General features: G+C 70.6%; 25 protein-coding genes. 18 read left to right on the plus strand and 7 right to left on the minus strand.

The genetic code is table 11. From position 1 onward, the window contains the following. Positions 1–63: 63 nt before the first annotated feature. Both BJY20_RS11680 and BJY20_RS11685 read left to right on the plus strand, forming a co-directional pair. Complete coding sequence (locus tag BJY20_RS11680; protein ID WP_185991690.1) at positions 64–2,076, plus strand: NADPH-dependent 2,4-dienoyl-CoA reductase; 2,013 nt, start codon at positions 64–66, stop codon at positions 2,074–2,076. Between the two features lie 30 nt (positions 2,077–2,106). Then, positions 2,107–2,601 carry a DnaJ family domain-containing protein gene (locus tag BJY20_RS11685; protein WP_185991691.1) on the plus strand — a complete coding sequence of 165 codons (495 nt, stop codon included), beginning with the start codon at positions 2,107–2,109 and terminating at the stop codon, positions 2,599–2,601. A gap of 3 nt (positions 2,602–2,604) precedes the next feature. Here BJY20_RS11685 and msrA read toward each other — a convergent pair whose 3' ends face one another. From msrA to BJY20_RS11700, 3 genes are all read right to left on the minus strand, one after another. Beyond that, positions 2,605–3,303 (minus strand): peptide-methionine (S)-S-oxide reductase MsrA, encoded by a 699-nt coding sequence (msrA, locus tag BJY20_RS11690; protein ID WP_185991692.1) that lies wholly within the window; start codon positions 3,301–3,303, stop codon positions 2,605–2,607. Between the two features lie 107 nt (positions 3,304–3,410). Then, positions 3,411–3,908 carry a transcription elongation factor GreA gene (gene greA / locus BJY20_RS11695; protein WP_185991693.1) on the minus strand — a complete coding sequence of 166 codons (498 nt, stop codon included), beginning with the start codon at positions 3,906–3,908 and terminating at the stop codon, positions 3,411–3,413. A 169-nt stretch (positions 3,909–4,077) separates the two neighbouring features. Further along, the gene (locus BJY20_RS11700) at positions 4,078–4,500 is read right to left on the minus strand and encodes a DUF4307 domain-containing protein (protein ID WP_185991694.1); all 423 of its coding nucleotides are present in this window, start codon (positions 4,498–4,500) and stop codon (positions 4,078–4,080) included. Positions 4,501–4,666: 166 nt separating this feature from the next. On the opposite strand from BJY20_RS11700, the gene mca reads away from it, so the two are divergent. Both mca and BJY20_RS11710 read left to right on the plus strand, forming a co-directional pair. Continuing rightward, positions 4,667–5,599 carry a mycothiol conjugate amidase Mca gene (mca, locus tag BJY20_RS11705; RefSeq protein WP_185991695.1) on the plus strand — a complete coding sequence of 311 codons (933 nt, stop codon included), beginning with the start codon at positions 4,667–4,669 and terminating at the stop codon, positions 5,597–5,599. Further along, positions 5,596–5,877, plus strand: coding sequence for a hypothetical protein (locus BJY20_RS11710; protein WP_185991696.1), 282 nt, complete (start codon positions 5,596–5,598; stop codon positions 5,875–5,877). Before mca ends, BJY20_RS11710 begins: the two co-directional genes overlap by 4 nt. Here BJY20_RS11710 and trhA read toward each other — a convergent pair. Continuing rightward, positions 5,824–6,555, minus strand: coding sequence for a PAQR family membrane homeostasis protein TrhA (gene trhA / locus BJY20_RS11715; RefSeq protein ID WP_185991697.1), 732 nt, complete (start codon positions 6,553–6,555; stop codon positions 5,824–5,826). The genes BJY20_RS11710 and trhA overlap by 54 nt on opposite strands. A 124-nt stretch (positions 6,556–6,679) precedes the next feature. On the opposite strand from trhA, the gene BJY20_RS11720 reads away from it, so the two are divergent. From BJY20_RS11720 to BJY20_RS11730, 3 genes are all read left to right on the plus strand, one after another. Beyond that, positions 6,680–7,435, plus strand: a complete 756-nt coding sequence (locus tag BJY20_RS11720; RefSeq protein WP_185991698.1) for an isoprenyl transferase — start codon at positions 6,680–6,682, stop codon at positions 7,433–7,435. Between the two features lie 339 nt (positions 7,436–7,774). After that, positions 7,775–9,145 carry an RNA 5'-3' helicase PhoH2 gene (gene phoH2, locus BJY20_RS11725; RefSeq protein ID WP_221935642.1) on the plus strand — a complete coding sequence of 457 codons (1,371 nt, stop codon included), beginning with the start codon at positions 7,775–7,777 and terminating at the stop codon, positions 9,143–9,145. 194 nt (positions 9,146–9,339) lie between these two features. Next, positions 9,340–10,137: an aggregation-promoting factor C-terminal-like domain-containing protein gene (locus tag BJY20_RS11730; RefSeq protein WP_185991699.1), complete on the plus strand. Its 798-nt coding sequence runs from the start codon at positions 9,340–9,342 to the stop codon at positions 10,135–10,137. A 28-nt stretch (positions 10,138–10,165) separates the two neighbouring features. On the opposite strand, the gene coaA is transcribed toward BJY20_RS11730, so the two are convergent. Further along, positions 10,166–11,122, minus strand: coding sequence for a type I pantothenate kinase (gene coaA / locus BJY20_RS11735; protein ID WP_185991700.1), 957 nt, complete (start codon positions 11,120–11,122; stop codon positions 10,166–10,168). A 58-nt stretch (positions 11,123–11,180) separates the two neighbouring features. Between coaA and glmS the strand changes: the two genes are divergently transcribed. The 3 genes from glmS to BJY20_RS11750 all read left to right on the plus strand — a co-directional run bounded on the left by glmS (position 11,181) and on the right by BJY20_RS11750 (position 15,015). After that, positions 11,181–13,040 (plus strand): glutamine--fructose-6-phosphate transaminase (isomerizing), encoded by a 1,860-nt coding sequence (gene glmS, locus BJY20_RS11740; RefSeq protein ID WP_185991701.1) that lies wholly within the window; start codon positions 11,181–11,183, stop codon positions 13,038–13,040. A gap of 16 nt (positions 13,041–13,056) precedes the next feature. Further along, entirely contained in the window at positions 13,057–13,419 is a 363-nt protein-coding gene (locus BJY20_RS11745; RefSeq protein ID WP_185991702.1) for a holo-ACP synthase, read from the plus strand. Between the two features lie 120 nt (positions 13,420–13,539). After that, a complete protein-coding gene (locus BJY20_RS11750; protein WP_185991703.1) occupies positions 13,540–15,015 on the plus strand; it encodes an NAD(P)H-hydrate dehydratase in 1,476 nt (491 codons plus the stop codon). Here BJY20_RS11750 and BJY20_RS11755 read toward each other — a convergent pair. Continuing rightward, positions 15,012–15,569: a glycine cleavage system transcriptional repressor gene (locus BJY20_RS11755; protein ID WP_185991704.1), complete on the minus strand. Its 558-nt coding sequence runs from the start codon at positions 15,567–15,569 to the stop codon at positions 15,012–15,014. The two genes, BJY20_RS11750 and BJY20_RS11755, sit on opposite strands and share 4 nt — an antisense overlap. Before the next feature lie 24 nt (positions 15,570–15,593). Further along, on the minus strand, positions 15,594–16,637 hold the full coding sequence (mgrA, locus tag BJY20_RS11760) for an L-glyceraldehyde 3-phosphate reductase (protein ID WP_185991705.1): 1,044 nt from the start codon (positions 16,635–16,637) through the stop codon (positions 15,594–15,596). Positions 16,638–16,684: 47 nt separating this feature from the next. On the opposite strand from mgrA, the gene alr reads away from it, so the two are divergent. The 8 genes from alr to BJY20_RS11800 all read left to right on the plus strand — a co-directional run bounded on the left by alr (position 16,685) and on the right by BJY20_RS11800 (position 24,134). Then, positions 16,685–17,893, plus strand: coding sequence for an alanine racemase (alr, locus tag BJY20_RS11765; protein WP_185991706.1), 1,209 nt, complete (start codon positions 16,685–16,687; stop codon positions 17,891–17,893). Next, a complete protein-coding gene (locus BJY20_RS11770; RefSeq protein WP_185991707.1) occupies positions 17,893–19,062 on the plus strand; it encodes an alpha/beta fold hydrolase in 1,170 nt (389 codons plus the stop codon). Before alr ends, BJY20_RS11770 begins: the two co-directional genes overlap by 1 nt. Continuing rightward, complete coding sequence (gene tsaE / locus BJY20_RS11775; RefSeq protein ID WP_185991708.1) at positions 19,059–19,544, plus strand: tRNA (adenosine(37)-N6)-threonylcarbamoyltransferase complex ATPase subunit type 1 TsaE; 486 nt, start codon at positions 19,059–19,061, stop codon at positions 19,542–19,544. Before BJY20_RS11770 ends, tsaE begins: the two co-directional genes overlap by 4 nt. Further along, entirely contained in the window at positions 19,541–20,257 is a 717-nt protein-coding gene (tsaB, locus tag BJY20_RS11780; RefSeq protein ID WP_185991709.1) for a tRNA (adenosine(37)-N6)-threonylcarbamoyltransferase complex dimerization subunit type 1 TsaB, read from the plus strand. The genes tsaE and tsaB overlap by 4 nt, the downstream gene beginning before the upstream one ends. Before the next feature lie 8 nt (positions 20,258–20,265). Then, the gene (rimI, locus tag BJY20_RS11785) at positions 20,266–20,730 is read left to right on the plus strand and encodes a ribosomal protein S18-alanine N-acetyltransferase (protein ID WP_185991710.1); all 465 of its coding nucleotides are present in this window, start codon (positions 20,266–20,268) and stop codon (positions 20,728–20,730) included. Then, a complete protein-coding gene (tsaD, locus tag BJY20_RS11790; protein ID WP_185991711.1) occupies positions 20,727–21,812 on the plus strand; it encodes a tRNA (adenosine(37)-N6)-threonylcarbamoyltransferase complex transferase subunit TsaD in 1,086 nt (361 codons plus the stop codon). Before rimI ends, tsaD begins: the two co-directional genes overlap by 4 nt. A gap of 196 nt (positions 21,813–22,008) precedes the next feature. Further along, positions 22,009–23,247, plus strand: a complete 1,239-nt coding sequence (locus BJY20_RS11795; protein WP_343062870.1) for a quaternary amine ABC transporter ATP-binding protein — start codon at positions 22,009–22,011, stop codon at positions 23,245–23,247. Further along, positions 23,247–24,134, plus strand: a complete 888-nt coding sequence (locus BJY20_RS11800) for an ABC transporter permease (protein WP_185991713.1) — start codon at positions 23,247–23,249, stop codon at positions 24,132–24,134. The genes BJY20_RS11795 and BJY20_RS11800 overlap by 1 nt, the downstream gene beginning before the upstream one ends. Positions 24,135–24,167: the final 33 nt, after the last annotated feature.

Consider the following 24,167-nt stretch of genomic DNA (forward strand, 5'->3'; position numbering starts at 1 on the left):
AGGAGAAGCCTGCATCTGGCATCCTTCGGTGCAGACAGACCCGCTGCCGGACCCGAGGACGACATGACCGAGTACCCACACCTCTTCGCCCCGCTCGACCTGGGCTTCACCACCCTGCGCAACCGCACGATCATGGGGTCGATGCACACCGGGCTGGAGGACAAGGCGAAGGACTTCGAGCGGCTCGCGGCCTTCTACGCAGAGCGGGCGAAGGGCGGCGCCGGGCTGATCATCACCGGTGGCTTCGCCCCGAACGTCGAGGGGACGCTCTACCCCTTCGCCTCGAAGATGACCACCAGCCACGAGGCGCGACGCCACCGGCAGGTCACCGACGCCGTCCACCGTGAGGGCGGGACGATCGCTCTGCAGCTCCTGCACGCCGGTCGGTACAGCTACCACCCCTGGTCCGTCTCGGCGTCCCGGACGAAGGCACCGATCAACCCCTTCACCGCGCGGGCCCTCAGCGAGAAGGGGGTCCGTCGCCAGATCCGTGCCTTCGCCCGGGCAGCCGAGTTGGCCCGAGAGGCCGGCTACGACGGCGTCGAGGTCATGGGCTCCGAGGGCTACTTCATCAACCAGTTCCTCGCGCCCCGGACCAATCAGCGCACCGACGGGTGGGGCGGGACATCCGCGAACCGGCGACGCGTCGCCACCGAGATCGTGCGCGCGGTGCGGGCCGCGGTCGGCGAGGACTTCATCCTCGTCTACCGCCTGTCGATCCTCGACCTCGTCGAGGGCGGCCAGACCTGGGAGGAGATCCAGGCGCTGGCCACCGAGATCGAGGCCGCCGGCGCGACGATCATCTCCACGGGTATCGGCTGGCACGAGGCGCGCGTGCCCACCATCGTCACCTCGGTGCCACGCATGGCCTTCACCGAGGTCGCCGAGCGGCTGCGCCCGCACGTGGACGTCCCCGTCGTCACGAGCAACCGCATCAACATGCCCGACCAGGCCGAGCAGGCGCTCGCCGCGGGGCAGGCCGACCTGGTGCAGATGGCGCGTCCATGGCTGGCCGACCCACAGTGGGGCACCAAGGCGCTTCAGGGTCGTGGCGAGGAGATCAACACCTGCATCGCCTGCAACCAGGCATGCCTCGACCACACCTTCCAGCGCAAGGTGGCCTCCTGCCTGGTCAACCCGCGCGCCGGCCACGAGACCGAGCTGGTGCTCTCCCCGACGGCCCGGCGCAAGCGCGTCGCCGTCGTCGGTGGCGGCCCCGCCGGGCTGTCCGCGGCGACCGCCGCCGCCGAGCGTGGGCACGAGGTCGAGCTCTTCGAGGCGGGGGAGGAGATCGGCGGGCAGTTCGCGCTCGCGATGCGCATCCCCGGCAAGGAGGAGTTCGCCGAGACGATCCGCTACTTCAAGGGTGAGCTCGAGCGTCGCGGCGTCACCGTCCACCTGGGCCGCCGGGCGGATGTGGGAGACCTCGAGGGCTTCGACGAGGTCGTCGTCGCTACCGGTGTCACGCCACGCATCCCGCAGATCGAGGGGATCGACCACCCGATGGTCGTGTCCTACCCCCAGGCCGTCCTGGGCACCCGCGAGGTGGGGGAGCGGGTCGCGGTCATCGGGGCCGGTGGCATCGGTGTCGACGTCACCGAGCTGCTGACGACGATCGAGTCGCCGACGCTGGACATCAAGGAGTGGCAGGACGAGTGGGGCGTGGACCCCTCGTCCGCCCAGCGGGGCGGGCTGAAGGAGCCCCACCCCCAGGCTTCGCCGCGCACCGTCCACCTCGTCCAGCGCAAGGAGAGCAAGATCGGCGCGGGCCTGGGCAAGACCACCGGCTGGGTGCACCGCATGGCGATCCGGGCAAAGGGCGTCCACCAGATCACCGGCGCCTCGTACGAGCGCATCGACGACGAGGGCCTGCACCTGACCGTCGACGGCAAGCCGAAGACCCTCGCGGTCGACACCGTCGTCGTGTGCACCGGACAGGAGTCCGTGCGCGACCTCGTCGAGCCACTGCGGGCGAAGGGGGTCGACGCGCACGTCATCGGTGGCGCCGACGTCGCCGCCGAGTTGGACGCGAAGCGGGCGATCCGCCAAGGAACCGAGCTGGCCGCGGCTCTCTGACTTCACGCGGCAGTGCCACACTGGAGTGTCATGAGCGTGCCGTCACACGGGGACCGGGTCGAGAAGCAGATCCGGGAGGCGACCGAGCGCGGGGAGTTCGACAATCTCCCCGGCGCCGGTCAGCCCCTGCGTGGCCTGGCGGACCGCGACCCCGACTGGTGGGTGAAGAAGATGATGGCCCGTGAGGGCCTGGATGCCGCCGACGCGCTCCCGCCGGTGATGCAACTGCGCCGTGAGGTGGCCGGCTACCCGGAGTCCCTCGTGGACGAGGCCCGCGAGGACAACGTCCGCGAGCTGTTACGGGACTTCAACGCGCGGGTGCTCGACGAGCGTCGACGACCGGTGTTCGGTAGGCACTCCCCGCCGGTCGTTGCGACCGTGGACGTCGAGGAGATGGTCGCCCGGTGGCGAGAGCTGCGTGTGCAGGGGGTCGAGCAGGACGTCACGGATGGGGTGACCGCGCCGACCGAGCCGGTCACACCCCCTTCGCGCCGGTCGTGGTGGCGGCGCCTGCTGCGCCGCTGACCGCTATGCCGGCGGGGCGATGTCCTGCTGGGCGGGCAACTCGTCCTGACGCAGGATCCCGACCTGGCAGGTCAGGCCGTTGGGTCCGTGGTTGCAGTAGCCGCCCGGATTGCGGTGGAGGTACTGCTGCTGGTAGTCCTCGGCGTACCAGAACTGTCCCACCTCGCTCGCAGGGCGCATCTCGGTGCTGACCGGCGGCAGGTCGTGCCGCGCCAGCTCCTGCCCGAAGGCCGCCGCCGTCGCCTCGACCGCCTCGCGCTGCGCCTGATTCGTCCAGTAGATCGCCGAGCGGTACTGGGTGCCGACGTCGTTGCCCTGCCGGTTGGGCGTCGTGGGGTCATGGTTCTCCCAGAAGGCCTTGAGCAGCAGCTCCGGACTGGTGCGCTCCGGGTCGTAGGCGATCAGGACGCTTTCGGTGTGTCCGGTCTGCCCGCTGCACGTCTCCGCATAGGTCGGGTGGGTGGTGAACCCGCCCATGTACCCGACCGCCGTCGTGACGACTCCCGGGGTCTGCCAGAAGATCCGCTCGGCTCCCCAGAAGCAGCCCATCGCGACGTACAGGACCTCGGTGCCCTCCGGCCACGGGCCCTCGAGCGGAGTGTCGAGGACGAGGTGGCGCTCCGGCACGGTGAAGGCCCGCTCGGTGCGACCGGGCAGCGCCGTCTCGGCGGTGGGCATGGGTGGCAGCTGGCGACCGAACATGTCCCCATTCTCTCAGGTGGCGCAAGGCCCGGGCCCGGCCGGGGGAGCCGAGCACGACGAAGGGGAGGGACCGGCTCGGCGGCGGTCCCTCCCCTTCGTCAGGTGGCTCAGGAAGACGAGTAGGGCTTCGCCTTGAGGATCTTGACCTCGATCGTCTTGCCGGTGGGTGCGAGGTAGGAGTGGGTCCCGCCGACCTTCTGGCCGTTGATGGCCTTTCCCATCGGGGACTGCTCCGAGTACACGTCGAGCTGGTCGTCGCCGTCAGCGATCTCGCGGGAGCCCAGGAGGAAGGTCTCCTCCTCACCGAAGAGCTCGACGGTCACGACCATGCCCGGCTCGACGACACCGTCGTCCGGCGGCGCCTCGCCCACCGACGCGTTCTGCAGGATCTGGGTCAGCTGGCGGATGCGGGCCTCCATCTTGCCCTGCTCCTCCTTGGCCGCGTGGTATCCGCCGTTCTCCTTGAGGTCGCCTTCTTCCCGGGCGGCCTCGATGCGCTTGGCGATCTCCACACGACCGGGACCGGAGAGCTCGCGCAGCTCGGTCTGCAGTCGGTCGAAGGCCTCCTGGGTCAGGTAGGTCGCGTTGGACGCGGTCTGGGTCACGGGATACTCCTTGCCTTGGGCCGCAGCGACGCTGGTTGCACATCCTGCGGGTGGTCACCGTGGCGCACCATCGAGGTGAGCGATGATGCACAAAGGTCTGGACCCAATCGGCCCAGACCCACGGTTGCGTGTGACACCAGTCTAACGCCAAAACCGCCGGATGCAGGTATCAATCAACAGCCGAGCACTGCTTGACGGTCGCGGTGACGGCCTGCGTCGTGGTGCGCACGGCTGCCCTGACGCGGGTCGTGCGCTCCTGGCTCGCCGGGACCTCGTGCTGGGCCGTGCCGACCCGTCCGTAGCTGGCGTCCATGGCGGTGATCGTGCACGAGACGGTCGTGCCCGGCTCCCGGGTCAGGTCGAAGACCATCGTGATCTCACGTTCGCCCGTGTGCTCGAATCCGACATCGGTCGCGGTCACTGCGTCCTGCGTGCTCGAGACGGCGAACCACACCGTCAGCGCGACGGCCACGGCGACGAGGGCGGTGCCGATCACCCACCACCGTCGACTGCCGCGATCGGGGTCGGCCTCCGCCGCGGCCTCCTCGCGCTCGGGATCCCAGTGGTGGGGTTCCTGCGCGTCGGTGCTCATGCTTCTCCTGCGGGGCGAAGGGGGCCGGTCGCCGGTCGTGTGGAGGGCGCCGGGTGCTCGGTGAGACAATGCCTCCATTGTCCGTGACACCAGACCGCGACGGCACACCGGCCCGCGCGGCAGACACCTGTCCGGGAGGACACCACCTGTGGAAGCACTCAGGCTCATGGCCGTGCACGCCCACCCCGACGACGAGTCGAGCAAGGGGGCGGCGACGACGGCCAAGTACGTCCGCGAGGGCGCGGAGGTCCTCGTCGTCACGTGTACCGGCGGCGAACGCGGCGACGTCCTCAACCCCAAGCTCAAGGACGACCCGCACATCCTGCGCGACATCTCCCAGGTGCGTCGTGACGAGATGGAGGCGGCTCGTCGGGCGCTCGGCGTCGAGCAGTCCTGGCTGGGCTTCGTCGACTCGGGCCTGCCCGAGGGGGACCCACTGCCGCCGTTGCCGCGTGGCTGCTTCTACCAGGAGCCGTTGGACGTCGCGACGGAGGCGCTTGTGCGCGAGATCCGCCGCTTCCGCCCGCACGTGGTCACCACGTACGACGAGAACGGCGGCTATCCCCACCCGGACCACGTGATGACCCACCGGGTCTCCGTCGCGGCCTTCGAGGCGGCCGGTGACCCGGACCGTTTCCCGCATGCCGGTCGGCCCTGGCAGCCGCTGAAGCTCTACTACAACGGCGGTTTCACCCGCGCGCGCTTCGAGGCCTTCCACGAGGCGCTGCTCGCCCAGGGGAAGGAGTCCCCCTTCGTCGACTGGCTCGAACGCGCCGGGAAGCGTCCACAGCGGAAGGTGACCACGCGGGTGCATGCCGCGGACTACTTCGACCTGCGCGACGACGCCCTGCGCGCGCACGCGACGCAGGTCGACCCGGACGGGTTCTTCTTCGCCGTGCCCAACTCCCTGCAGGCGGAGATCTGGCCGACCGAGGAGTACGAGCTGGCGATGAGCCACGTCGAGACCGATGACGACGAGGACGACCTCTTCGCGGGCATCCCGAGCTCGCTGGCCGAGGCCGACGCGCTGGCCGGACGGACCGACCTGGACCTGGTGCGCGACGACCGTGTCGCCCCCACCGTGAAAGAGTGGTCATGAGCGCGCCGAGCACCGAGGTGGGGCCGGGCTTCCTGGCCTTCGTCGCGTTCTTCTTCCTCGCCGTCGCGCTGTGGCTGCTGATGCGCAGCATGTTCACGCGGATGCGGCGGATGAACCTCGCCGAGCGGGCACAGGAGCAGCGCGAGCAGGAGGAGGGCCGGGACGAAGCGGATCCGGGGCGGGCGGACGCGCAGTCCACCGAGCGGCCGGAGCCGGAGCACGACTCAGGTCTGGGCGATGGGTCCGAAGAGGGCGAGCGTCGCGGCGACGAAGTGTGAGATGAAGGCCAGCACGGTCAGGGCGTGGAAGATCTCGTGGAATCCGAACCATCGCGGTGACGGATTGGGCCGCTTGATCCCGTAGACGATCGCGCCGGCGGTGTACAGGGCTCCACCGGCGATCACGAAGGCGAGGATCGTCCATCCGCCGTGGGTCAGCAGGGGCTTGATGTAGAACACCGCGACGAAACCGAGCGCCACGTAGACGGGCACGTACAACCAACGGGGCGCGTCGACCCAGAACACCCGGAAGACCACGCCCAGGATCGCGCCGGTCCAGACGGTGGCGAGCAACGTGATCGCCTGCTCACGAGGGAGCATCAGCGCGAAGGGGGTGTAGCTGCCGGCGATGATCAGGAAGATGTTCGCGTGGTCCCACCGGCGCAGCGCCCCCGCCATGCGGGCGCCCCAGTGGCCGCGGTGGTAGATCGCCGACGTCGCGAAGAGCAGCCCGGCGGTGAAGGTGAAGACCATGGCCGCGAGCCGACCACCCTGGGTGGGCGCCGTCGAGGTGAGGACGAGTCCGCCGATGAGCGCCAGCGGCGCCATGACCAGGTGGAGCCAGCCGCGCAGGTGGGGTTTGACCGCTTCGACGAAGGCGTGGGCGTGCTCACCGACGTCGGTGGCCAACTCCTTGATCTCGCTGCGAGGCGACTCGATGGTGCGGGGGGACTTCATCGGTCCACGGTAACTTACGCCAGCGTAGGTTCGCCATGGTCGAGACAGGGGTCCCGTGTGGGCTCGGACACCGACGGCGACGGTAGGTTGTCTGCGTCGACATCGCGCCAAGGAAGGACAGCGAGTGCGCAACCCGCTCTACAGCGCCTACGAGCGACGCCTCGTCCGGCAGCTCAACCGTGAGGCCGTGCCGCGACACGTGGGGATGATCGTCGATGGCAACCGCCGGTTCGCCAAGGCGCGAGGACGCAATGCCGACGACGGGCACCGGGCCGGCGCGGCCAACATCGCCGGCTTCCTGGAGTGGTGCGAGGACGCCGGCGTCGAGGTCGTCACGCTCTGGCTGCTCTCGACGGACAACCTGACCCGCACCCCCGACGAGCTCGACCACCTGCTGCGGATCATCGAGGGTCTCGTCGCGGACCTGGCCTCGGCGGGCCGGTGGCAGTTGCACCCGGCCGGGGCACTGGAGCTGCTTCCCGTGCAGACGGCAGGGGCGCTGCGCCGGGCCGAGGAGGAGACGGCAGCGGTCGACGGGCTCGTCGTCAACGTCGCGGTCGGCTACGGGGGCCGGCAGGAGATCTCCGACGCGGTGCGCTCCCTGCTGCGCGCCCGGGCCGAGGAGGGGGCCACCCTCGCCGAGGTCGCCACGGAGCTGACGGCCGAGGACATCGGCGACCACCTCTACACCAAGGGCCAGCCCGATCCCGACCTCGTCATCCGCACGTCGGGGGAGCAGCGGCTCTCCGGCTTCCTGCTGTGGCAGTCCGCGCACAGCGAGTACTACTTCTGCGAGGCCTACTGGCCCGAGTTCCGTCGGGTCGACTTCCTGCGCGCCCTGCGCTCCTACGCCGACCGACACCGGCGCTTCGGGGGCTGACTCTCCCTTCGCGCCTGCTCGGGCACGTGCGCAGGGGCCGGTGGGGCCTGAGTGACAGGCGCGGCGGATGGGGTTGCCGGGACGTGAACTGTTCGCGGCATCGACGGACACGCCGTGGCGCATCCGCAGGGTGCTGCGGTTCGGTCCTAGCGTGAGGCATGACGGGTCGCACCCCGCGGCCCTGACGGGAAGGCCGACATGGGGCTGCTGCTGCGCAGGAGAAGCCGATCGCGGCCCCTGCCCATGCCTCGGGTCCCCTCCCGGCACCAGCACCGAGAGTAGGCGCGCACGCGCCTTCCGGGCGCGGCGCCGACGAGGAGAGAAGACGTGGACGACCTGATGAGCCAGACCGTCACCCCCTCAGGCACGCAGCCCGACGGAGCGCCTGACCCCGTGCCCCTTCCGCCCCATGACGAGGGGCGCCGCACCTACGTCATCGACACCTCGGTCCTGCTCTCCGACCCGCGGGCGGTGCTGCGCTTCAAGGAGCACGAGGTGGTGCTGCCGGTCGTCGTCGTGACCGAGCTCGAGGGCAAGCGGCACCACCCGGAGCTCGGCTACTTCGCACGCACCGCGTTGCGCCTCCTCGACGACCTGCGGGTCAAGGCCGGACGCCTCGACGCGCCGGTCGACGTCGGTGGCGACGGCGGGACCCTGCGCGTCGAGCTCAACCACACCGACCCCGGCTCGCTGCCATCGGGGTTCCAGCTCGGGGACAACGACACCCGCATCCTCGCGGTGGCCAAGAACCTCTCCCTCGAGGGCGCCGAGGTGACGATCGTCTCCAAGGACCTGCCGATGCGGGTCAAGGCCTCCGCCGTGGGGCTGGACGCGCAGGAGTACCGCCACGAGCAGACCCGGGCCGACTCCGGCTGGACCGGGATGGCCGAGCTGGAGCTGAGCGGTGGGGAGGTCGACCACCTCTACGAGACCGGGCGGGTGGAGAACCTCGCCGCCGCGGAGATGCCCTGCCACACGGGCTTGAAGATCATCTCCGAGCGCGGCAACGCCTTGGGTCGCGTGGGCGCGGACAAGCAGGTGCGGCTGGTGCGCGGCGACCGGGACGCCTTCGGCCTGCACGGCCGCTCCGCCGAGCAGCGGATCGCCCTCGATCTCCTGCTCGACCCCGACGTCGGCATCGTCAGCCTCGGCGGGCGGGCCGGCACGGGCAAGAGCGCGCTGGCGATGTGCGCGGGTCTCGAGGCGGTCATGGAGCGGCGCCAGCATCGCAAGGTGGTCGTCTTCCGGCCGCTGTACGCCGTCGGCGGTCAGGAGCTGGGCTACCTGCCCGGCAGCGAGCAGGAGAAGATGGGGCCGTGGGCGCAGGCCGTCCACGACACGCTCGGCGCCCTGGTGTCGAAGGAGGTCGTGGAGGAGATCATCGACCGCGACATGCTGGAGGTCCTGCCGCTGACCCACATCCGCGGCCGCAGCCTCCACGACGCCTTCGTCATCGTCGACGAGGCGCAGAGCCTGGAGCGCAATGTCCTGCTCACCGTGATGTCCCGCATCGGGCAGAACTCCAAGGTCGTGCTCACCCACGACGTGGCCCAGCGCGACAACCTGCGCGTCGGCCGCCACGACGGGGTCGCGGCGGTCATCGAGACGCTCAAGGGGCACCCGCTCTTCTCCCACGTCACCCTCACCCGCAGTGAGCGCAGCCCGATCGCGGCCCTGGTGACGGACCTGCTCGAGGGCAGTGACGTGTGATCTGCGCCTCATGCCGAAGGGGGCGCCCGCCGACGGTGGGCCGCCCCCTTCGTGCGTGTCGACCCAGGGGTTGGCAGTAGGGCGGAGGTCAACTAAGGTCTCGACTCGGTAACAGCGGGGTTGCGCCACCGGGCCGGCCCTGCCTCAACAGCCACTCCTGCGGAGTGGCTGTCGTCATGGAAGGAGCTGGTGACGTGGGCTCGCAGAGCTACACGCCACGGCACGGCGCACGGCATGCGGCGCCATCGCGCCCCAATCCCGCAGCAGCGGCCATCCGAGCCGCCGCCCGCCGACCCGTCATCAGTGGCGCGGTCGCGGTGGCGATGCTGGGTTCAGTCGGCGCCACGCTCGCCATCGGTGACCCGGCGGACGCCGAGGGCATCACGGCAGCCGCGCTGGTCGCTCCCCAGCAGAGCGACGCCGGTGGGGGTCAGGGCGGGGTGGCAGGGTCGGCCGACACGACCGACCAGGACACCGCTCGACTCGCAGAGAGCCGTCGCTCGACCAACGTCTCCCGAAGCGCGTCCCGTGAGGAGGCCCGCCGTCAGGCCGAGAAGCAGAAGAAGGCCAAGGAGGCGAAGGCCGAGAAGGAGGCACGGAAGAAGGAGGCTGCGCGGGAGAAGAGGGAGGCCGCCAAACCCGTCAGCGAGCGTGACTTCACCTCCGCCCAGATCGCCGGGATCCAGGCAGACCCCAAGCCCTACGCCATCGAGCTGATGCGAGGGTACGGCTGGGACGACGGTCAGTGGGGCTGCCTCGAGCAGCTGTGGATCGGCGAGAGCGACTGGGACTGGAACGCGACCAACTCATCCTCCGGTGCCTACGGCATCCCGCAGGCCCTGCCCGCGGAGAAGATGGCCACCCACGGCAGCGACTGGAAGACCAACCCGATCACCCAGATCGACTGGGGCCTGAACTACATCAAGCTCAGCTACGGCAGCCCCTGCGGCGCCCTGAACTTCTGGAACAACCAGAGCCCGCACTGGTACTGATCGCGCACGACGAAGCCCCGGGTCCGGCTCAGAGCTTGCGCAGCCGGATCCTGCGGACCTGATGGTCCGCCCCCTTCGTCAGCACGAGGGTCGCCCGACCCCGCGTCGGCAGGACGTTGTCCACGAGGTTGGGCTCGTTGATCGTCTCGAAGATGTGCAGTGCGCGGGCCTCGGCCTGCTCGTCGGTGAGGTCGGCGTAGCGGTGGAAGTAGGATTGGGGGTCGGCGAAGGAAGTCTGTCGTAGGCGCAGGAAGCGGTTGACGTACCACTGACGGATGTCGCCCACGTTGGCGTCGACGTAGACCGAGAAGTCGAAGAAGTCGCTGACGGCCAGACCGGAGCGTCCGTCCTGGCGTGTCCCCGGGGGCTGCAGGACGTTCAGCCCCTCGACGATGAGCACGTCGGGCTGGCGCACGACGATCTGCTCGTCCGGGACGATGTCGTAGGTCAGGTGCGAGTAGACCGGCGCGAAGACCTCCGGTTGGCCGGCCTTGACCGCCGAGATGAAGCGCAGGAGCGCCCGACGGTCGTAGGACTCCGGGAAGCCCTTGCGCTGCAGCAGGCCACGGCGTTCCAGCTCGGCGTTCGGCAGGAGGAAGCCGTCGGTCGTCACGAGGTCGACCTTGGGCGTGTCCGGCCACCGCTGCATCAGCTCACGCAGGATGCGGGCGGTCGTGGACTTGCCGACCGCGACGGACCCGGCCACGCCGATGACGAAGGGGGCCTTCGGCGGGCGTTCCCCGAGGAAGGTCGAGGTGATCCGGTGCAGACGTGTCGTGGCCGAGACGTAGAAGGTCAGCAGCCGGGAGAGCGGGAGGTAGACCTCCTGGACCTCGTCGAGGTCGATGGGATCGCTCAGTCCCCGCAGGCGGGCCAGATCGCCCTCGTCGAGATTGAGCGGATGGTTCTCGCGCAAGCGGGCCCACGCATCGCGGTCGAGCTCGACGAAGGGGGACGGCAACGTCGCCGTGATGGCGGAGGACACGCGCCCATTGTGTCTCACGTGGTCTGCGCCCCGTACACGGACGGTTAACCTGTCCCGCATGTGTGGAATCGTTGGATACGTCGGCCCGGACGCGAGTGCACGCTCCCTCGACGTCGTGATGGAGGGCCTCTCTCGGCTCGAGTACCGCGGGTACGACTCCGCGGGCGTCGCCCTCGTCGCCGGGGACACGGTCTTCACGGACAAGCGGGCCGGCAAGCTGGCCAACCTGCGCGCTGCGCTGGAGTCCGAGGCGCTCCCGGTGTCCTCGACGGCCATCGGCCACACCCGCTGGGCCACCCACGGCGGTCCGACCCACGAGAACGCCCACCCGCACCGGGGCGGGGACGACGGCAAGATCGCGGTGGTCCACAACGGCATCGTCGAGAACTTCCACGCGCTGAAGGGCGAGCTGCTCGCGCAGGGCGTGCAGTTCACCTCCGAGACCGACACGGAGGTCGCGGCCCACATGCTGGCTGCTGCGTTCGCCGCGACGGGTGACCTCACCGAGGCGATGCGCCGCGTGGTGGGCCGCCTCGAGGGTGCCTTCACCCTCCTGGCGATCCACGCCGACCAGCCCGATGTCGTCGTCGCCGCGCGTCGCAACAGCCCCCTGGTCGTCGGCCTCGGTGACGGGGAGAACTTCCTCGGCTCCGACGTGGCGGCCTTCATCGGGCACACCAAGCAGGCCGTCGAGCTCGAGCAGGACCAGATCGTCACGATCACCCCGGACACGTACCGGGTGATCAACTTCGACGGCACCGAGGGAGAGGGCCGCCCCTACGAGGTGACCTGGGACGCGGCCGCCGCGGAGAAGGGCGGCTTCGACACCTTCATGGAGAAGGAGATCCACGACCAGCCGCAGGCGGTCGGGGACACGCTGCTCGGTCGCACCGACGCGCAGGGCCGCCTCGTGCTCGACGAGCTGCGCATCGACGAGGAGAAGCTCCGGGCCGTCGACCGGATCACGATCGTCGCCTGCGGCACCGCCGCCTACGCCGGCACAGTGGCCAAGTACGCCATCGAGCACTGGACCCGGATCCCCGTCGAGGTCGCCCTCGCCCACGAGTTCCGCTACTGCGACCCGATCGTCGACGAGCGCACCCTCGTGGTCTCGATCAGCCAGTCCGGTGAGACGGCCGACACCGCGATGGCAGTGCGTCACGCGCGCTCGCTCGGCGCACTGACGGTCTCCGTCTGCAACACCCACGGTGCGACGATCCCGCGTGAGTCGGACGCGGTGCTCTACACCCACGCCGGACCGGAGATCGCGGTTGCCTCGACCAAGGCCTTCCTCGCGCAGATCACCGCCTGCTACGTCCTGGGTCTCTATCTGGCGCAGCTGCGAGGGGAGACCTTCGCCGATGACGCCAAGGCCGTGATGGCCGAGCTGCACACGGTCCCGGACAAGATCGCCTCGTTGCTGACGACGATGGACCGCGTGCAGGAGATCGCCCGTTTCATGTCGGACACCCGCGCGGTGCTCTTCCTCGGTCGCCACGTCGGCTTCCCGATCGCGATGGAGGGGGCACTGAAGCTCAAGGAGCTGGCCTACATCCACGCCGAGGGCTTCGCCGCCGGGGAGCTCAAGCACGGCCCGATCGCGCTCATCGAGCCCGGTCAACCGGTCTTCATCGTCGTGCCCGGCCCGGACACCCCCAACGAGCTGCACAAGAAGGTCGTCTCCAACATCCAGGAGATCCGCGCCCGCGGGGCCCGCACGCTCGTCATCGCCCAGGAGGACGACGAGGAGGTCACCCCCTTCGCCGACGAGGTCATCAGGGTGCCGCACACCTCGCCGCTGCTCCAGCCGCTGTTGACGGTCGTGCCGCTGCAGGTCTTCGCCCTGCACCTGTCCACGGCCAAGGGTCTGGACGTCGACCAGCCGCGCAACCTGGCCAAGTCCGTCACCGTCGAATGAGCGGCAGGAGCGCGCGGTGATCGTCGGGCTCGGGATCGACATCGTCGACATGGCGCGCCTCGGCGCCCGGCTCGACCGCACACCGGGGCTGCGCGAGCGCGTCTTCACCGAGGCCGAACGTGACCTGCCGTTGCGCTCACTCGCAGCGCGGTTCGCGGCCAAGGAGGCCACCGGCAAGGCGCTGTGCACCCCCGGTGACCTGCCGTGGCAGGAGGCCGAGGTGACGAAGGGGGAGCACGGTGAGCCGATCCTCGTGGTCACCGGGGCCGTCGCCGCCCGCGCCGAACTGCTCGGCGTCACCCGCCTGCACATCTCCCTCAGCCACGACGGCGGCATCGCCACCGCGATCGTCATCGCCGAGTCCGAGGGTGCCCCCTGAGTCACTCGATTATCGGGTCACCCGATGAACCCCGCCCTCACAAGAGTATGAAACTCATGCGAACCGGGGGAAAGTCATGCTCAGTCGGATCCGTCCCGTGGTGGCGGTAACGTCGCACACGTGATCACCGGGTACTCAGTCGAGACGATCCGCCGGGCCGAGGCCGCGCTGCCCGACCTCCTCGAGAGCGGCGAGCTGATGAGCCGCGCAGCCAAGGGCGTTGCCCGGCTGACGAGCGGCCGCATGCGCGACCGTGGCCTTCGTCGGGTCACGGGTCTGGTCGGGCCCGGCAACAACGGCGCCGACACCCTCTACGCGATCGCGCGACTGGCCCGCCGCGGGTTCGACGCCACCGCCGTGTGCGTCGACCCGAAGTCCTCGCCGACCGTCACCGCCGCCGCGGAGCAGGCCCGCTCACGTGGGGTCCGCATCCTCACCGGCGAGGGCGCCGAGGCACTCACCGCGATCGCCCGGGCCGAGGTGGTGCTCGACGGCATCACCGGCATCGGTGGACGCCCGGGGCTTCCCCCCTTCGCCCGAGCGTGGGTGGACACCATCCGCGACCGCACCTGGGTCATCGCCGTCGACACCCCGAGTGGGCAACCCGTCGAGGGCGGGCCGATGGTCGCGGACGCGGTGTTCGCGGACGAGACGGTGACCTTCGGGGCGCCCAAGGGGGTCCATCTGCTGCCGTCGACCGAGCCGACCTGCGGGATCCTCACCGTCCTGGACATCGGCCTCGACCTCACGGATGCCACCCCGACCGTCGTGCGACTGACCCCCGACGACGTGCCGACGCTCTGGCCGGTCCCGACCGTCGAGGACGACAAGTACTCCCGCGGCGTGCTCGGCATCATCGCTGGAGGCGAGCGGTACACGGGCGCAGCGGTGCTCGTGACCACTGCAGCGGTGACGGCCGGGGCGGGGATGGTCCGCTACGTCGGCCCGCAGGCGCCGACCGATCTGGTGCGTCGGGCGGTCCCCGAGGCGGTTCCGGGCGTGGGGAGGGTCCAGGCCTGGTGCATCGGCTCCGGTCTCGACCCGGAGGCGACCGGCGAGGGGGCGGCGGAGCAGGTGGCCGCGGCCAGGGAAGCCCTCGCCTCCGACCTGCCGGTCCTCCTCGACGCAGGTGGTCTCGACCTCCTCGTCGGACCCCGTGAGGCACCGACCCTCCTCACCCCGCACGCGGGGGAGTGCGCCCGGATGCTGACCCGGTTGCGCGGCCGCACGACCGACCTCACCCGGGCCGAGGTCGAGGGCGACCCACTCGCGCACGCCCGGACGCTCGCCCGCCTCACCGGCGCGACCGTCCTGCTCAAGGGCGCGGTCACCCACGTCGTCGACGCCGATGGCCCCGTCCACGTACACGACGACGCGCCCGCGTGGCTGGCCACGGCCGGCTCGGGGGACGCCCTCGCCGGGCTCGTGGGGACGCTTCTCGCTGCCGGCCTCGACCCGATGACGGCTGCGTCCCTCGGTGCGCTCGTCCACGGTCAGGCCGCGCAGGACGCCAACCCCGGTGGGCCGGTGCGGGCACTCGACGTGGCACACGCGATCGGGTCGGGCATCGCGACCCTCCTGCGGGAGGCGGACTAGATCGGCTCCGGCACCTCGCCCCAGGCAGGGTTGTCGTCACCGTCGTCGAGCCGGATGTCCAGGCTCAGCTGCGCTGACACCTCGTCCAGGGCGGTGCGCAGGTTGGTCAGGTCGACGTCCGGGGCCACCCCGACCACGGCAACGGCCTCGAAGAGTCGTTCGCCGCTCATCGGGGCGTCACCGGTGGAGGTGTGGAACTCCTGGATGCCCAGTCCCCGGTCGGCCAGAGCCACGGTGATCTCGCGCACGATGCCCGGCTGGTCCTGGCCGACGGCGACCAGTCGGGTCGGGGTGAGGTCCCCGTCCCCGGGTGCCGCGGTGGTTGCTGCCGTCACCTCCACGACGTCGACGTCACGCAGATCGCGCACGGCCGCGGACAGGTCCTCGACCCGGTCCTCCTCGAGCTCGACGAGGACCGCGCCGGCAAAGGTGCCGCCCAGCCGACCCATCTGGCTCTCCAGCCAGTTGCCGCCCTGCTCGGCGACGGTCTCGGCGAGCTCGGCGACCAGTCCGGGCCGGTCCGCGGCGATCAGGCTGACGACGACGGTGCGCATGCGTTCAGGTTAGCGCCGTTGCGCTCAGGCCTGCGCCGACTCGGCCCACCAGTTGATGCCGCCGTCGACGGCGTACTGGTCGATCCGGGTCAGCTCCTCGTCGGTGAATCCGCCCGAGTCCAGCGCGCTGAGACTGTTCTCCAACTGGGCGACGTGGCGGGCGCCGACGAGCACGGAGGTCATCCGAGGGTCGCGCAGCGCCCAGGCGAGCGCCATCTGGGCGAGTGACTGACCCCGCTCCCGCGCGATCGCGTGCAGCCCGCGGATGCGCGTCAGGTTGTCCTCGGTCAGCTGGTCGGCGACCCCGGTCCCGTCCCTGGCGGCTCGGGAGTCATCGGGGACCCCGTCGAGGTACTTGCCGGTCAGCAGACCCTGCGCCAGCGGGGAGAAGGCGATCGCACCGACCCCGAGATCCTCGAGCGTGTCGAGCAGGTCGTCCTCGATCCAACGGTTGATCATCGAGTACGACGGCTGGTGGATGAGCAGCGGCGTGCCCAGCTCGCGCAGGATCGCGTAGGCCTCACGGGTGCGCTGGGGTCCGTAGGAGGAGATGCCCACGTAGAGCGCCTTGCCGGCACGCACGGCCGCGTCGAGGGCGCCCATCGTCTCCTCGAGCGGGGTCTCCGGGTCGAAGCGGTGGCTGTAGAAGATGTCGACGTAGTCCAGCCCCATCCGCTGCAGCGACTGGTCGAGCGAGGCGAGGAGGTACTTGCGCGACCCGCCGCCCTGCCCGTACGGGCCGGGCCACATGTCCCAGCCGGCCTTGGTGGAGATGATCAGCTCGTCGCGGTAGGGACGGAGGTCCTCGGCGAAGATCGTCCCGAAGTTGCGTTCGGCGCTGCCGTAGGGAGGTCCGTAGTTGTTCGCCAGGTCGAAGTGCGTCACCCCCAGATCGAAGGCGCGCCGCAGGACGGCGCGTTGTGTCGCCAGCGACTCGCCGTCGCCGAAGTTGTGCCACATGCCCAGGGAGATCGGCGGCAGCGCCAGTCCCGATCGGCCACAACGGCGGTAGCCCATCGCGTCGTAGCGGGTGTTCGCGGCCCGGTAGTCATCGGTGCGGTAGGTCATGCCTGCCATCCTGCCCCTTGTGTGCGGCCTAGACTGGCCGACGGCCCATGGACACCTCGACACCGCACCCAGCCCAGCCCTCCGTCGCGACCTCGTCGGTGCTGCCGACCGATGCCTCCACGCGGGGCCTCTCGGCGTGGGCGGACATCGACCTCACGGCGATCAGCGACAACGTCGCCCAGCTCGCCCGTCTAGCGGGCGATGCCGACGTCATGGCCGTGATCAAGGGCGATGCCTATGGTCACGGGCTCGTGCCGGTCGCCCACGCTGCCCTCGCCGGAGGCGCCACGTACCTCGCGATCGCCCAGCTGTCCGAGGCGTTGGCCGCCCGGGCCGCGGGCGTCACCGCGCCCGTGCTCACCTGGCTCTTCCCGCCGGGGGCGGACCTTGCGGCCGCGATCCGTGCCGACCTGACCCTTTCCGCTGGCGCCCCGTGGGCGCTGGCCGAGATCGCCGCGGCAGCCCGCGAGGTCGGCTCGACGGCTCGGATCCACATCAAGGCCGACACCGGTCTGGGCCGCGGGGGCGCCTGGGCGGGCGACCTCGCGGCGATGTTCGCCGACGCGACCCGGCTCGAGGCCGAGGGGGTCGTCGACGTCGAGGGGATCTTCTCCCACTTCGCCTGCGCGGACGTCCCGGGGCACCCCTCCGTGCGGGCCCAGCAGGAGACCTTCGTGGCGGTGCTCGCCGATGCCGAGCGGGTCGGGCTGCGTCCGGGCCTGCGCCACCTGTCCAACTCCGCGGCCACGCTGACCAACCCGTCCGCACGGTTCGACATGGTGCGCCCCGGTGTCTCGATCTACGGACTGTCCCCGGTGCCCGACATCGGCGGGCCCACCCACTTCGGGCTGCGCGAGGCGATGCGGGTGACTGCCCGCCTGATCAATGTCAAGGCCTCGGCCGCCGGGCAGGGCATCTCCTACGGCCACCAGTACACGACGAAGGGGGAGACCCGTCTGGGCCTCGTCCCGCTCGGCTACGCGGACGGCATCCCGCGTCACGCGGGCAATGTCGGACCCGTGCTCGCCGACGGCCGGCAGCTCACGGTGGCCGGTCGGGTGTGCATGGACCAGTTCGTCCTCGACCTCGGGCCCGACAGCACCGCTGTCGCCGGCGACGAGGTCGTCCTCATCGGCCGTGAGGCCGACGGGGAGCCGACGGCCCAGGACTGGGCCGCCGCGATCGACACGATCAACTACGAGATCGTCACCCGGCTCGGGGCCCGCGTCCCGCGCCGCTACCTGGGAGCACGCTGATGGGCCGGACCGACACGAACCCGAGCGGCAAGGAGCCGACGACCAGGAGCGCCGGCCGGGCTGCGGCCACCGGCGTGGGGCTCGCCGCCGCGCTCATCGGAGGTGTCGCGGTCGCGGGGGCCGGTCTCGCGGGCCGCAGCGCGGCGCGGCGCTCGCGCGAGCACGCCGTCACCGCCCCCGACAAGGTGCACGTCTTCCCCTTCGAGGCCGACAAGGTCCTCGCGGTGCCTGCCAACGACGGCGTCGTGCTGCACGTGGAGGTCGACGAGCCGCAGGGGTGGGCCGGCAGCGGCCGTCCGACCGTCGTCCTCGTCCACGGTTTCGTGCTCAACCTCAGCTCCTGGACCCACCAGCGCCGCGAGCTCGTCGACGCCGGGTACCGCGTGGTCAGCTACGACCAGCGCAACCACGGCCGCTCCGAGCACGGCGACCTCGCCGCCTGCACCATCGACCAGCTCGGCAAGGACCTGCGGGCCGTGGTCGACGCGACGAGCCCGGAGGGCGACCTCGTGCTCGTCGGCCACTCCATGGGCGGCATGACGATCATGAGCTTCGCCGGGCGCTACCAGCGGCTGACCCGTGACCGGGTCGTCGGCGCTGCGCTCCTCGCGACGAGCGCCGGCGGGGACAGCCTCGTCCAGCTCGGTCTCGGTCAGCGATTCGACCGCATCATCGCCGCACTCGGACCCGGCGTCCTGGGCAACCTCTCCAACCGCGACGGACTGTGGGGCAGCGCCCGGGCAGCGGGGCGGGGCGTCGAGTCATGGGCGGTGCAGAAGTACGCCTTCGGCTCTCAGATGCCCAAGGACCTGTTGCGGCAGGTGGCGACGATGGTCTTCGGTACCCGACTGGACACCATCGGCGCCTTCCTGCCCGAGCTGGACACCCTCGACATCCGCGAGGCGTTGCCGGCCCTCGTGGAGACACCGGTGCTCATCGTCGCCGGGTCCCGCGACATCCTGACCCCACCGGCGCACAGCGACCGGCTCGCCGAGGCGCTGCCGGCCGCGGAGCTCATCGTCGTCCCCGGGGTGGGCCACGTACTCCAGTTGGAGCGCCCCGGTGCCGTCACCGACGCGATCTTCGGCCTGCTCGAACGACCGCACGGCCAGGACGCCGAGCGGGATGCGCAGCGGGCGAAGGGAGCCGTCCGGGAGGAGTCGGCATGACGCTGGTGCTGCCCGACGCCGACGCGACCGTCGACGTCGGTCGACGACTCGCCGGACTGCTGCGCGCCGGTGACCTCGTCGTGCTCACCGGTGGTCTCGGCGCCGGCAAGACCACCTTCACCCGCGGCCTGGGAGACGGTCTGGGCGTGCGTGGGCCGGTGACCTCGCCGACCTTCGTCATCGCCCGGATCCACCCCTCGCTCGTCGGTGGCCCCGAGCTGGTCCACGCGGACGCCTACCGCCTCGGGGGGATCGCGGAGCTGGACGACCTCGACCTCGAGATGGATCTCGACGACGCCGTGACGGTCGTCGAGTGGGGTGCCGGCCTGGCGGAGGGCCTGACCGAGGACCGCCTGGAGGTCACCCTCGTCGCCGACCCGGCGACCGAGGAGCGCACCATGGAGGTGCAGGCCGTCGGCCCCCGGTGGGACGGCATCGCGATCGAGGCGCTGCTGGCGACCGGCGAAGGGAGCAGGGGATGAGGGTCCTGGCGATGGACACGGCCACCTCGGCCATCACCGTGGCCGTGCACGACGGTGAGCAGGTCCTCGACGTCCGCAACACGGTCGACCCCCGCCGGCACACCGAGCTGCTGGCCCCGCTGCTCATCGAGGTCATGGAGGCGGCCGGCACTGCTCCCGATGAGGTCACCCACGTGGCCGTCGGTACCGGCCCGGGACCCTTCACCGGCCTGCGCGTCGGGCTCGTCACCGCGCAGACGTTCGCCCACGCCCGCGGTGTCCCCGTGCGCGGGGTGTGTTCGCTCGATGCCCTGGCGTCCGCAGCAGCGGCCGGTGGCCATAAGGGTGAGCTGCTCGTGGCCACGGACGCCCGTCGCAAGGAGGTCTACTGGGCCCGCTACCGCTGCGCAGGGGGGAGTGCAGAAGCCCTCACCGACCCCGCAGTGGACAAGCCCGCCGAGGTGCCCGAGGCGGTCCGCGAGCTGCCCACCGCCGGGCGCGGGCCGCTTCTCTACCCGGAGCTGTTGCCGCACACCGTCGACCTGCTCGACGTCGATGCGGGGGCGCTGGCAACACTGGCGGTCCGACGCATCGCCACCGGCACGGACATGCCGGTCGAGCCCCTCTACCTGCGCCGTCCCGATGCCGCCGCGCCCGCGGCCCCGAAATCGGCCACACCACGCCAGCAGCAGCGACGCCGTCGCGACCAGCAGCAAGCGCAGGCACAGCAGTGAGCGCCACCATGACGACCACCGTGCGCGAGATCCGCTGGCAGGACCTCGAGGTACTCGCGGGCCTGGAGGTCGAGCTCTTCGGCGACGAGGCATGGAGCCTCGCCTCGTGGTGGAGCGAGCTCGCCGGACGCCCCCGTCGCGAGTACCTCCTCGCCGAGGACGAAGGGGGAGTGATCGGCTACGCCGGGCTCGACCATGGCGGCGAGGTCAGCGACGTCATGACCATCGCCGTCCTGCCCCGGACCCGCCGCACCGGCCTGGGGCGCCGGCTCCTCGAGGAGCTCGTCGACCGCTCCGTCCGGGCGGGTGCGCAGCGTCTCCTGCTCGAGGTCCGTGAGGACAATGCGGCCGCCCGCAAGCTCTACGCAGCCCGTGGCTTCGAGCTGCTGGCGACCCGGCGCGGCTACTACCCGGACGGGCGGGACGCCCTCGTCCTCGCCCTCGACCTGACCCACGAAGGGACATCGGCATGAGCGGCGCAGCGACCGAGCAACCCCTGGTGCTGGGCATCGAGACCTCGTGCGACGAGACCGGCGTGGGCATCGTGCGCGGCACCGATCTGCTCGTGGACGCCATCGCCTCGAGCGTCGACGAGCACGCGCGCTTCGGCGGGGTCGTGCCCGAGGTCGCCTCGCGCGCCCACCTCGAGGCCATGGTGCCGACGATCGAGCGGGCCTGCCGGGAGGCAGGGGTCGCGCTGTCCGACCTCGACGGGATCGCGGTGACCGCCGGGCCCGGTCTGGCCGGCGCGCTCATGGTCGGCGTCGCCTCCGCCAAGGCGCTGTCGGTCGCCCTGGGCGTCCCGCTCTACGGGGTCAACCACCTCGCCAGCCACGTCGCCGTCGACATCGTCGAGCACGGACCGCTGCCGGAGCCGACGATGGCCATGCTCGTCAGTGGCGGCCACTCATCCCTCCTGCTCGTCCCGGACGTCACCCACGACATCCGCAGCCTCGGGTCGACGATCGACGACGCGGCCGGGGAGGCCTTCGACAAGGTCGCCCGCGTGCTCGGGCTGCCCTTCCCCGGCGGACCGCACATCGACCGCGTCTCGAGCGACGGGCAGATCACGATCGACTTCCCGCGGGGTCTGACCAGCCGCAAGGACATGGAGCGCCACCGCTTCGACTTCTCCTTCTCCGGGCTGAAGACCGCCGTGACCCGGTGGGTGGAGGCCGAGCAGGCAGCCGGTCGGGACATCCCGGTCGCGGACGTCGCGGCGTCCTTCCAGGAGGCGGTCACCGACGTGCTCACCCGCAAGGCGGTGCTCGCCTGCCGTGAGCACGATGTCGCCGCCCTGCAGGTCGGTGGCGGAGTCGCCGCCAACTCCCGACTGCGGGAGATGGCCCGGCAGCGGTGCGAGAAGGCGGGGATCGCCCTTCGCGTCCCACGGCGTAACCTGTGCACGGACAACGGCGCGATGGTCGCCAGTCTCGGGGCGCAGCTGATGCTCAAGGGGCGCACGCCCAGCGACCCGTCGCTGCCTGCGGACAGCTCGTTGCCGGTCACCGACGTGCGCACCGGGCTCCCGGTGGAGGTCGACCACGACCACTGACCCGTGTTGCATTCGGGTCACGAAGGGCGAACCCATTTGGAGATCCTGCACGATCAGTGCTTCCGTGGTATGTGTGCCGCACCGATTGGTGCGGCAGGATGACAATGACCGTCGCCCCGCCGAGAGGCGCATGACACGCGTTGCGTGCCAAGCCGCTAAGCGGGGCGTTCCTGTGTCGCCTTCAGTCAGGAGACTCGTGAGCTCGATCACCGCCACCAACCTGTACAAGGTCTTTGGTCGACGCCCGGAGCGAGGCGTACGTGCCTTGCAGGAGGGCTCTTCGCGCGCCGACCTGCGGGAGTTGGGCGTCACGGCGGCAGTGATCGACGCGTCCTTCACGGTCGAGGACGGGGAGATCTTCGTCGTCATGGGCCTGTCCGGCTCCGGGAAGTCGACGCTCATCCGCATGGTCAACGGGCTCCTGCAGCCGACGAGTGGTGACGTCTTCATCGGGGACACCAACGTCACCCAGGCAAAGGGCGAGGACCTGCGTCGCGTCCGCCGCGAGCATGTCAGCATGGTCTTCCAGCACTTCGCCCTCCTGCCGCACCGGAGCGTGGGGGACAATGCCGCGTATGCCTTGGAGGTGCAGGGCATGGGCCGCGCGGAGCGCCGTAAGCGGGCCGAGGAGGCCCTGGAGATGGTCGACCTCGGCGGCTGGGGCGACTCGATGCCCGACGAGCTCTCCGGTGGTATGCGCCAGCGCGTCGGTCTGGCTCGGGCGCTCGCTTCCGGGTCCGACATCATGCTCATGGACGAGGCCTTCAGCGCGCTCGATCCCCTGATCCGTCGCGAGATGCAGGACAAGCTCGTTGAATTGCAGAGTGAGCTCGGCAAGACGGTCCTCTTCATCACCCACGACCTCAACGAGGCGATGCGCCTCGGCGACCGGATCGCGATGATGCGCGACGGACGGATCGAGCAGATCGGTACGGCCGAGGAGATCCTCAACGATCCGGCCAACAACTACGTGGCCCAGTTCGTCCAGGACGTCGACCGCAGCCGGGTCATCACGGCTGACAGCGTCATGGAGACACCGCCGGCGGTGATCGGTTCGGGGCAGGGGCCGATGGCGGCGCAGAAGCTCATGCGCGAGACGCAGGTGTCGTGGCTTGCCGTCGTCGACCGCGACCGACGGCTCGTCGGGATGCTCTGGGAGGGCGACGTCGCCGCAGCCGTGCGTGCGAGGCAGGACGCGCTGCCCCTGGTCCCCCGGAGCGAGGTGGCCACGGCGAGCTCCGACACGTACTTGGCCGACATGTTCCGCAGTGCAGCCGTCGCCAGTGCTCCCGTGGCCGTCGTCGACGACGAGGGTCGGCTCCTGGGTACCGTGCCGCACGCGACCCTGCTCGCCGCGTCGGCCACCACCGAGGAGATCGAGGCCAAGGCGGAGCAGGAACCTACCGATGATCTCGAGCTGGGGGAGGTGCGGTGATGGCGGACTCGAACTTCCCCCGGGTCCACGTCGGCGAATGGGCCGAGTCGATCCTGGACTGGCTGACGACCAACGCCGCCGGTCTCTTCGATGCGATCAAGATGGCCACGGGGTGGCTCGTGGAGTCGCTCGACTCGGTACTGCTGGCACCGACGCCGATCGTCGTGATCATCGTTGTGACGGCCTTGGCTTGGCTGGTGCGTTCGTGGCAGTTCGCGATCGCCACGGCTCTGGGCTTCGCGCTGGTGGCGTCCATGGACCAGTGGCACAACGCGATGCTGACGCTCTCCCTGGTCATCATCGCCGTGGTGGTCGCCGTCATCATCGCGGTCCCGATCGGCATCGCGGCAGCCCGCAGTGACGGAGTGAGCACGGCGATCAGGCCGCTGCTGGACTTCATGCAGACGATGCCCGCCTTCGTCTACCTCATCCCGGCGATCATCTTCTTCGGGGTCGGCGCCGTCCCGGGGGTCTTTGCCACGGTGATCTTCTCCCTGCCGCCCGGCGTGCGCTTCACCGAACTCGGCATCCGCCAGGTGGACTCCGAGACGGTCGAGGCAGGAGCCGCCTTCGGCGCCACCCAGAGCCAGATCCTGCGAGGGATCCAGATCCCGCTCGCGATCCCGACGATCATGGCGGGGATCACCCAGGTCATCATGTTGGCCCTGTCGATGGCCGTCATCGCCGGCATGGTCGGTGCTGACGGGCTCGGCAAGGAGGTCGTGTCCGCCATCTCGACCCAGAACATCCCCCAGGGTGTCGAGGCCGGTCTCGGCGTGGTGGTCCTGGCGATCTTCCTGGACCGCGTGTCGGTCGCGCTCGGCAACTCCGGCGACTACCCCAGTTCCCTGTACCGCCTGATCCGGAAACGGCTCCAGCGGTCCTGACAGCCATCCGGTTCTTTCCGGAATTCAGCCACC

The sequence above is a fragment of the Janibacter cremeus genome (assembly GCF_013409205.1).
In the GTDB taxonomy this organism is placed as follows: Bacteria; Actinomycetota; Actinomycetes; order Actinomycetales; family Dermatophilaceae; genus Janibacter; species Janibacter cremeus.

Coding starts and splice junctions, on each gene's coding strand:
- trhA (WP_185991697.1), bottom strand. CDS start 6,555: ATGAAGTCCCCCCGCACCATCGAGTCGCCTCGCAGCGAGATCAAGGAG.
- msrA (WP_185991692.1), bottom strand. CDS start 3,303: ATGTTCGGTCGCCAGCTGCCACCCATGCCCACCGCCGAGACGGCGCTG.
- BJY20_RS11770 (WP_185991707.1), top strand. CDS start 17,893: ATGGGCCGGACCGACACGAACCCGAGCGGCAAGGAGCCGACGACCAGG.
- mgrA (WP_185991705.1), bottom strand. CDS start 16,637: ATGACCTACCGCACCGATGACTACCGGGCCGCGAACACCCGCTACGAC.
- BJY20_RS11700 (WP_185991694.1), bottom strand. CDS start 4,500: ATGAGCACCGACGCGCAGGAACCCCACCACTGGGATCCCGAGCGCGAG.
- glmS (WP_185991701.1), top strand. CDS start 11,181: ATGTGTGGAATCGTTGGATACGTCGGCCCGGACGCGAGTGCACGCTCC.
- tsaD (WP_185991711.1), top strand. CDS start 20,727: ATGAGCGGCGCAGCGACCGAGCAACCCCTGGTGCTGGGCATCGAGACC.
- BJY20_RS11680 (WP_185991690.1), top strand. CDS start 64: ATGACCGAGTACCCACACCTCTTCGCCCCGCTCGACCTGGGCTTCACC.
- phoH2 (WP_221935642.1), top strand. CDS start 7,775: ATGAGCCAGACCGTCACCCCCTCAGGCACGCAGCCCGACGGAGCGCCT.
- alr (WP_185991706.1), top strand. CDS start 16,685: ATGGACACCTCGACACCGCACCCAGCCCAGCCCTCCGTCGCGACCTCG.
- BJY20_RS11685 (WP_185991691.1), top strand. CDS start 2,107: ATGAGCGTGCCGTCACACGGGGACCGGGTCGAGAAGCAGATCCGGGAG.
- BJY20_RS11755 (WP_185991704.1), bottom strand. CDS start 15,569: ATGCGCACCGTCGTCGTCAGCCTGATCGCCGCGGACCGGCCCGGACTG.
- tsaB (WP_185991709.1), top strand. CDS start 19,541: ATGAGGGTCCTGGCGATGGACACGGCCACCTCGGCCATCACCGTGGCC.
- mca (WP_185991695.1), top strand. CDS start 4,667: ATGGCCGTGCACGCCCACCCCGACGACGAGTCGAGCAAGGGGGCGGCG.
- BJY20_RS11710 (WP_185991696.1), top strand. CDS start 5,596: ATGAGCGCGCCGAGCACCGAGGTGGGGCCGGGCTTCCTGGCCTTCGTC.
- BJY20_RS11800 (WP_185991713.1), top strand. CDS start 23,247: ATGGCGGACTCGAACTTCCCCCGGGTCCACGTCGGCGAATGGGCCGAG.
- rimI (WP_185991710.1), top strand. CDS start 20,266: ATGACGACCACCGTGCGCGAGATCCGCTGGCAGGACCTCGAGGTACTC.
- tsaE (WP_185991708.1), top strand. CDS start 19,059: ATGACGCTGGTGCTGCCCGACGCCGACGCGACCGTCGACGTCGGTCGA.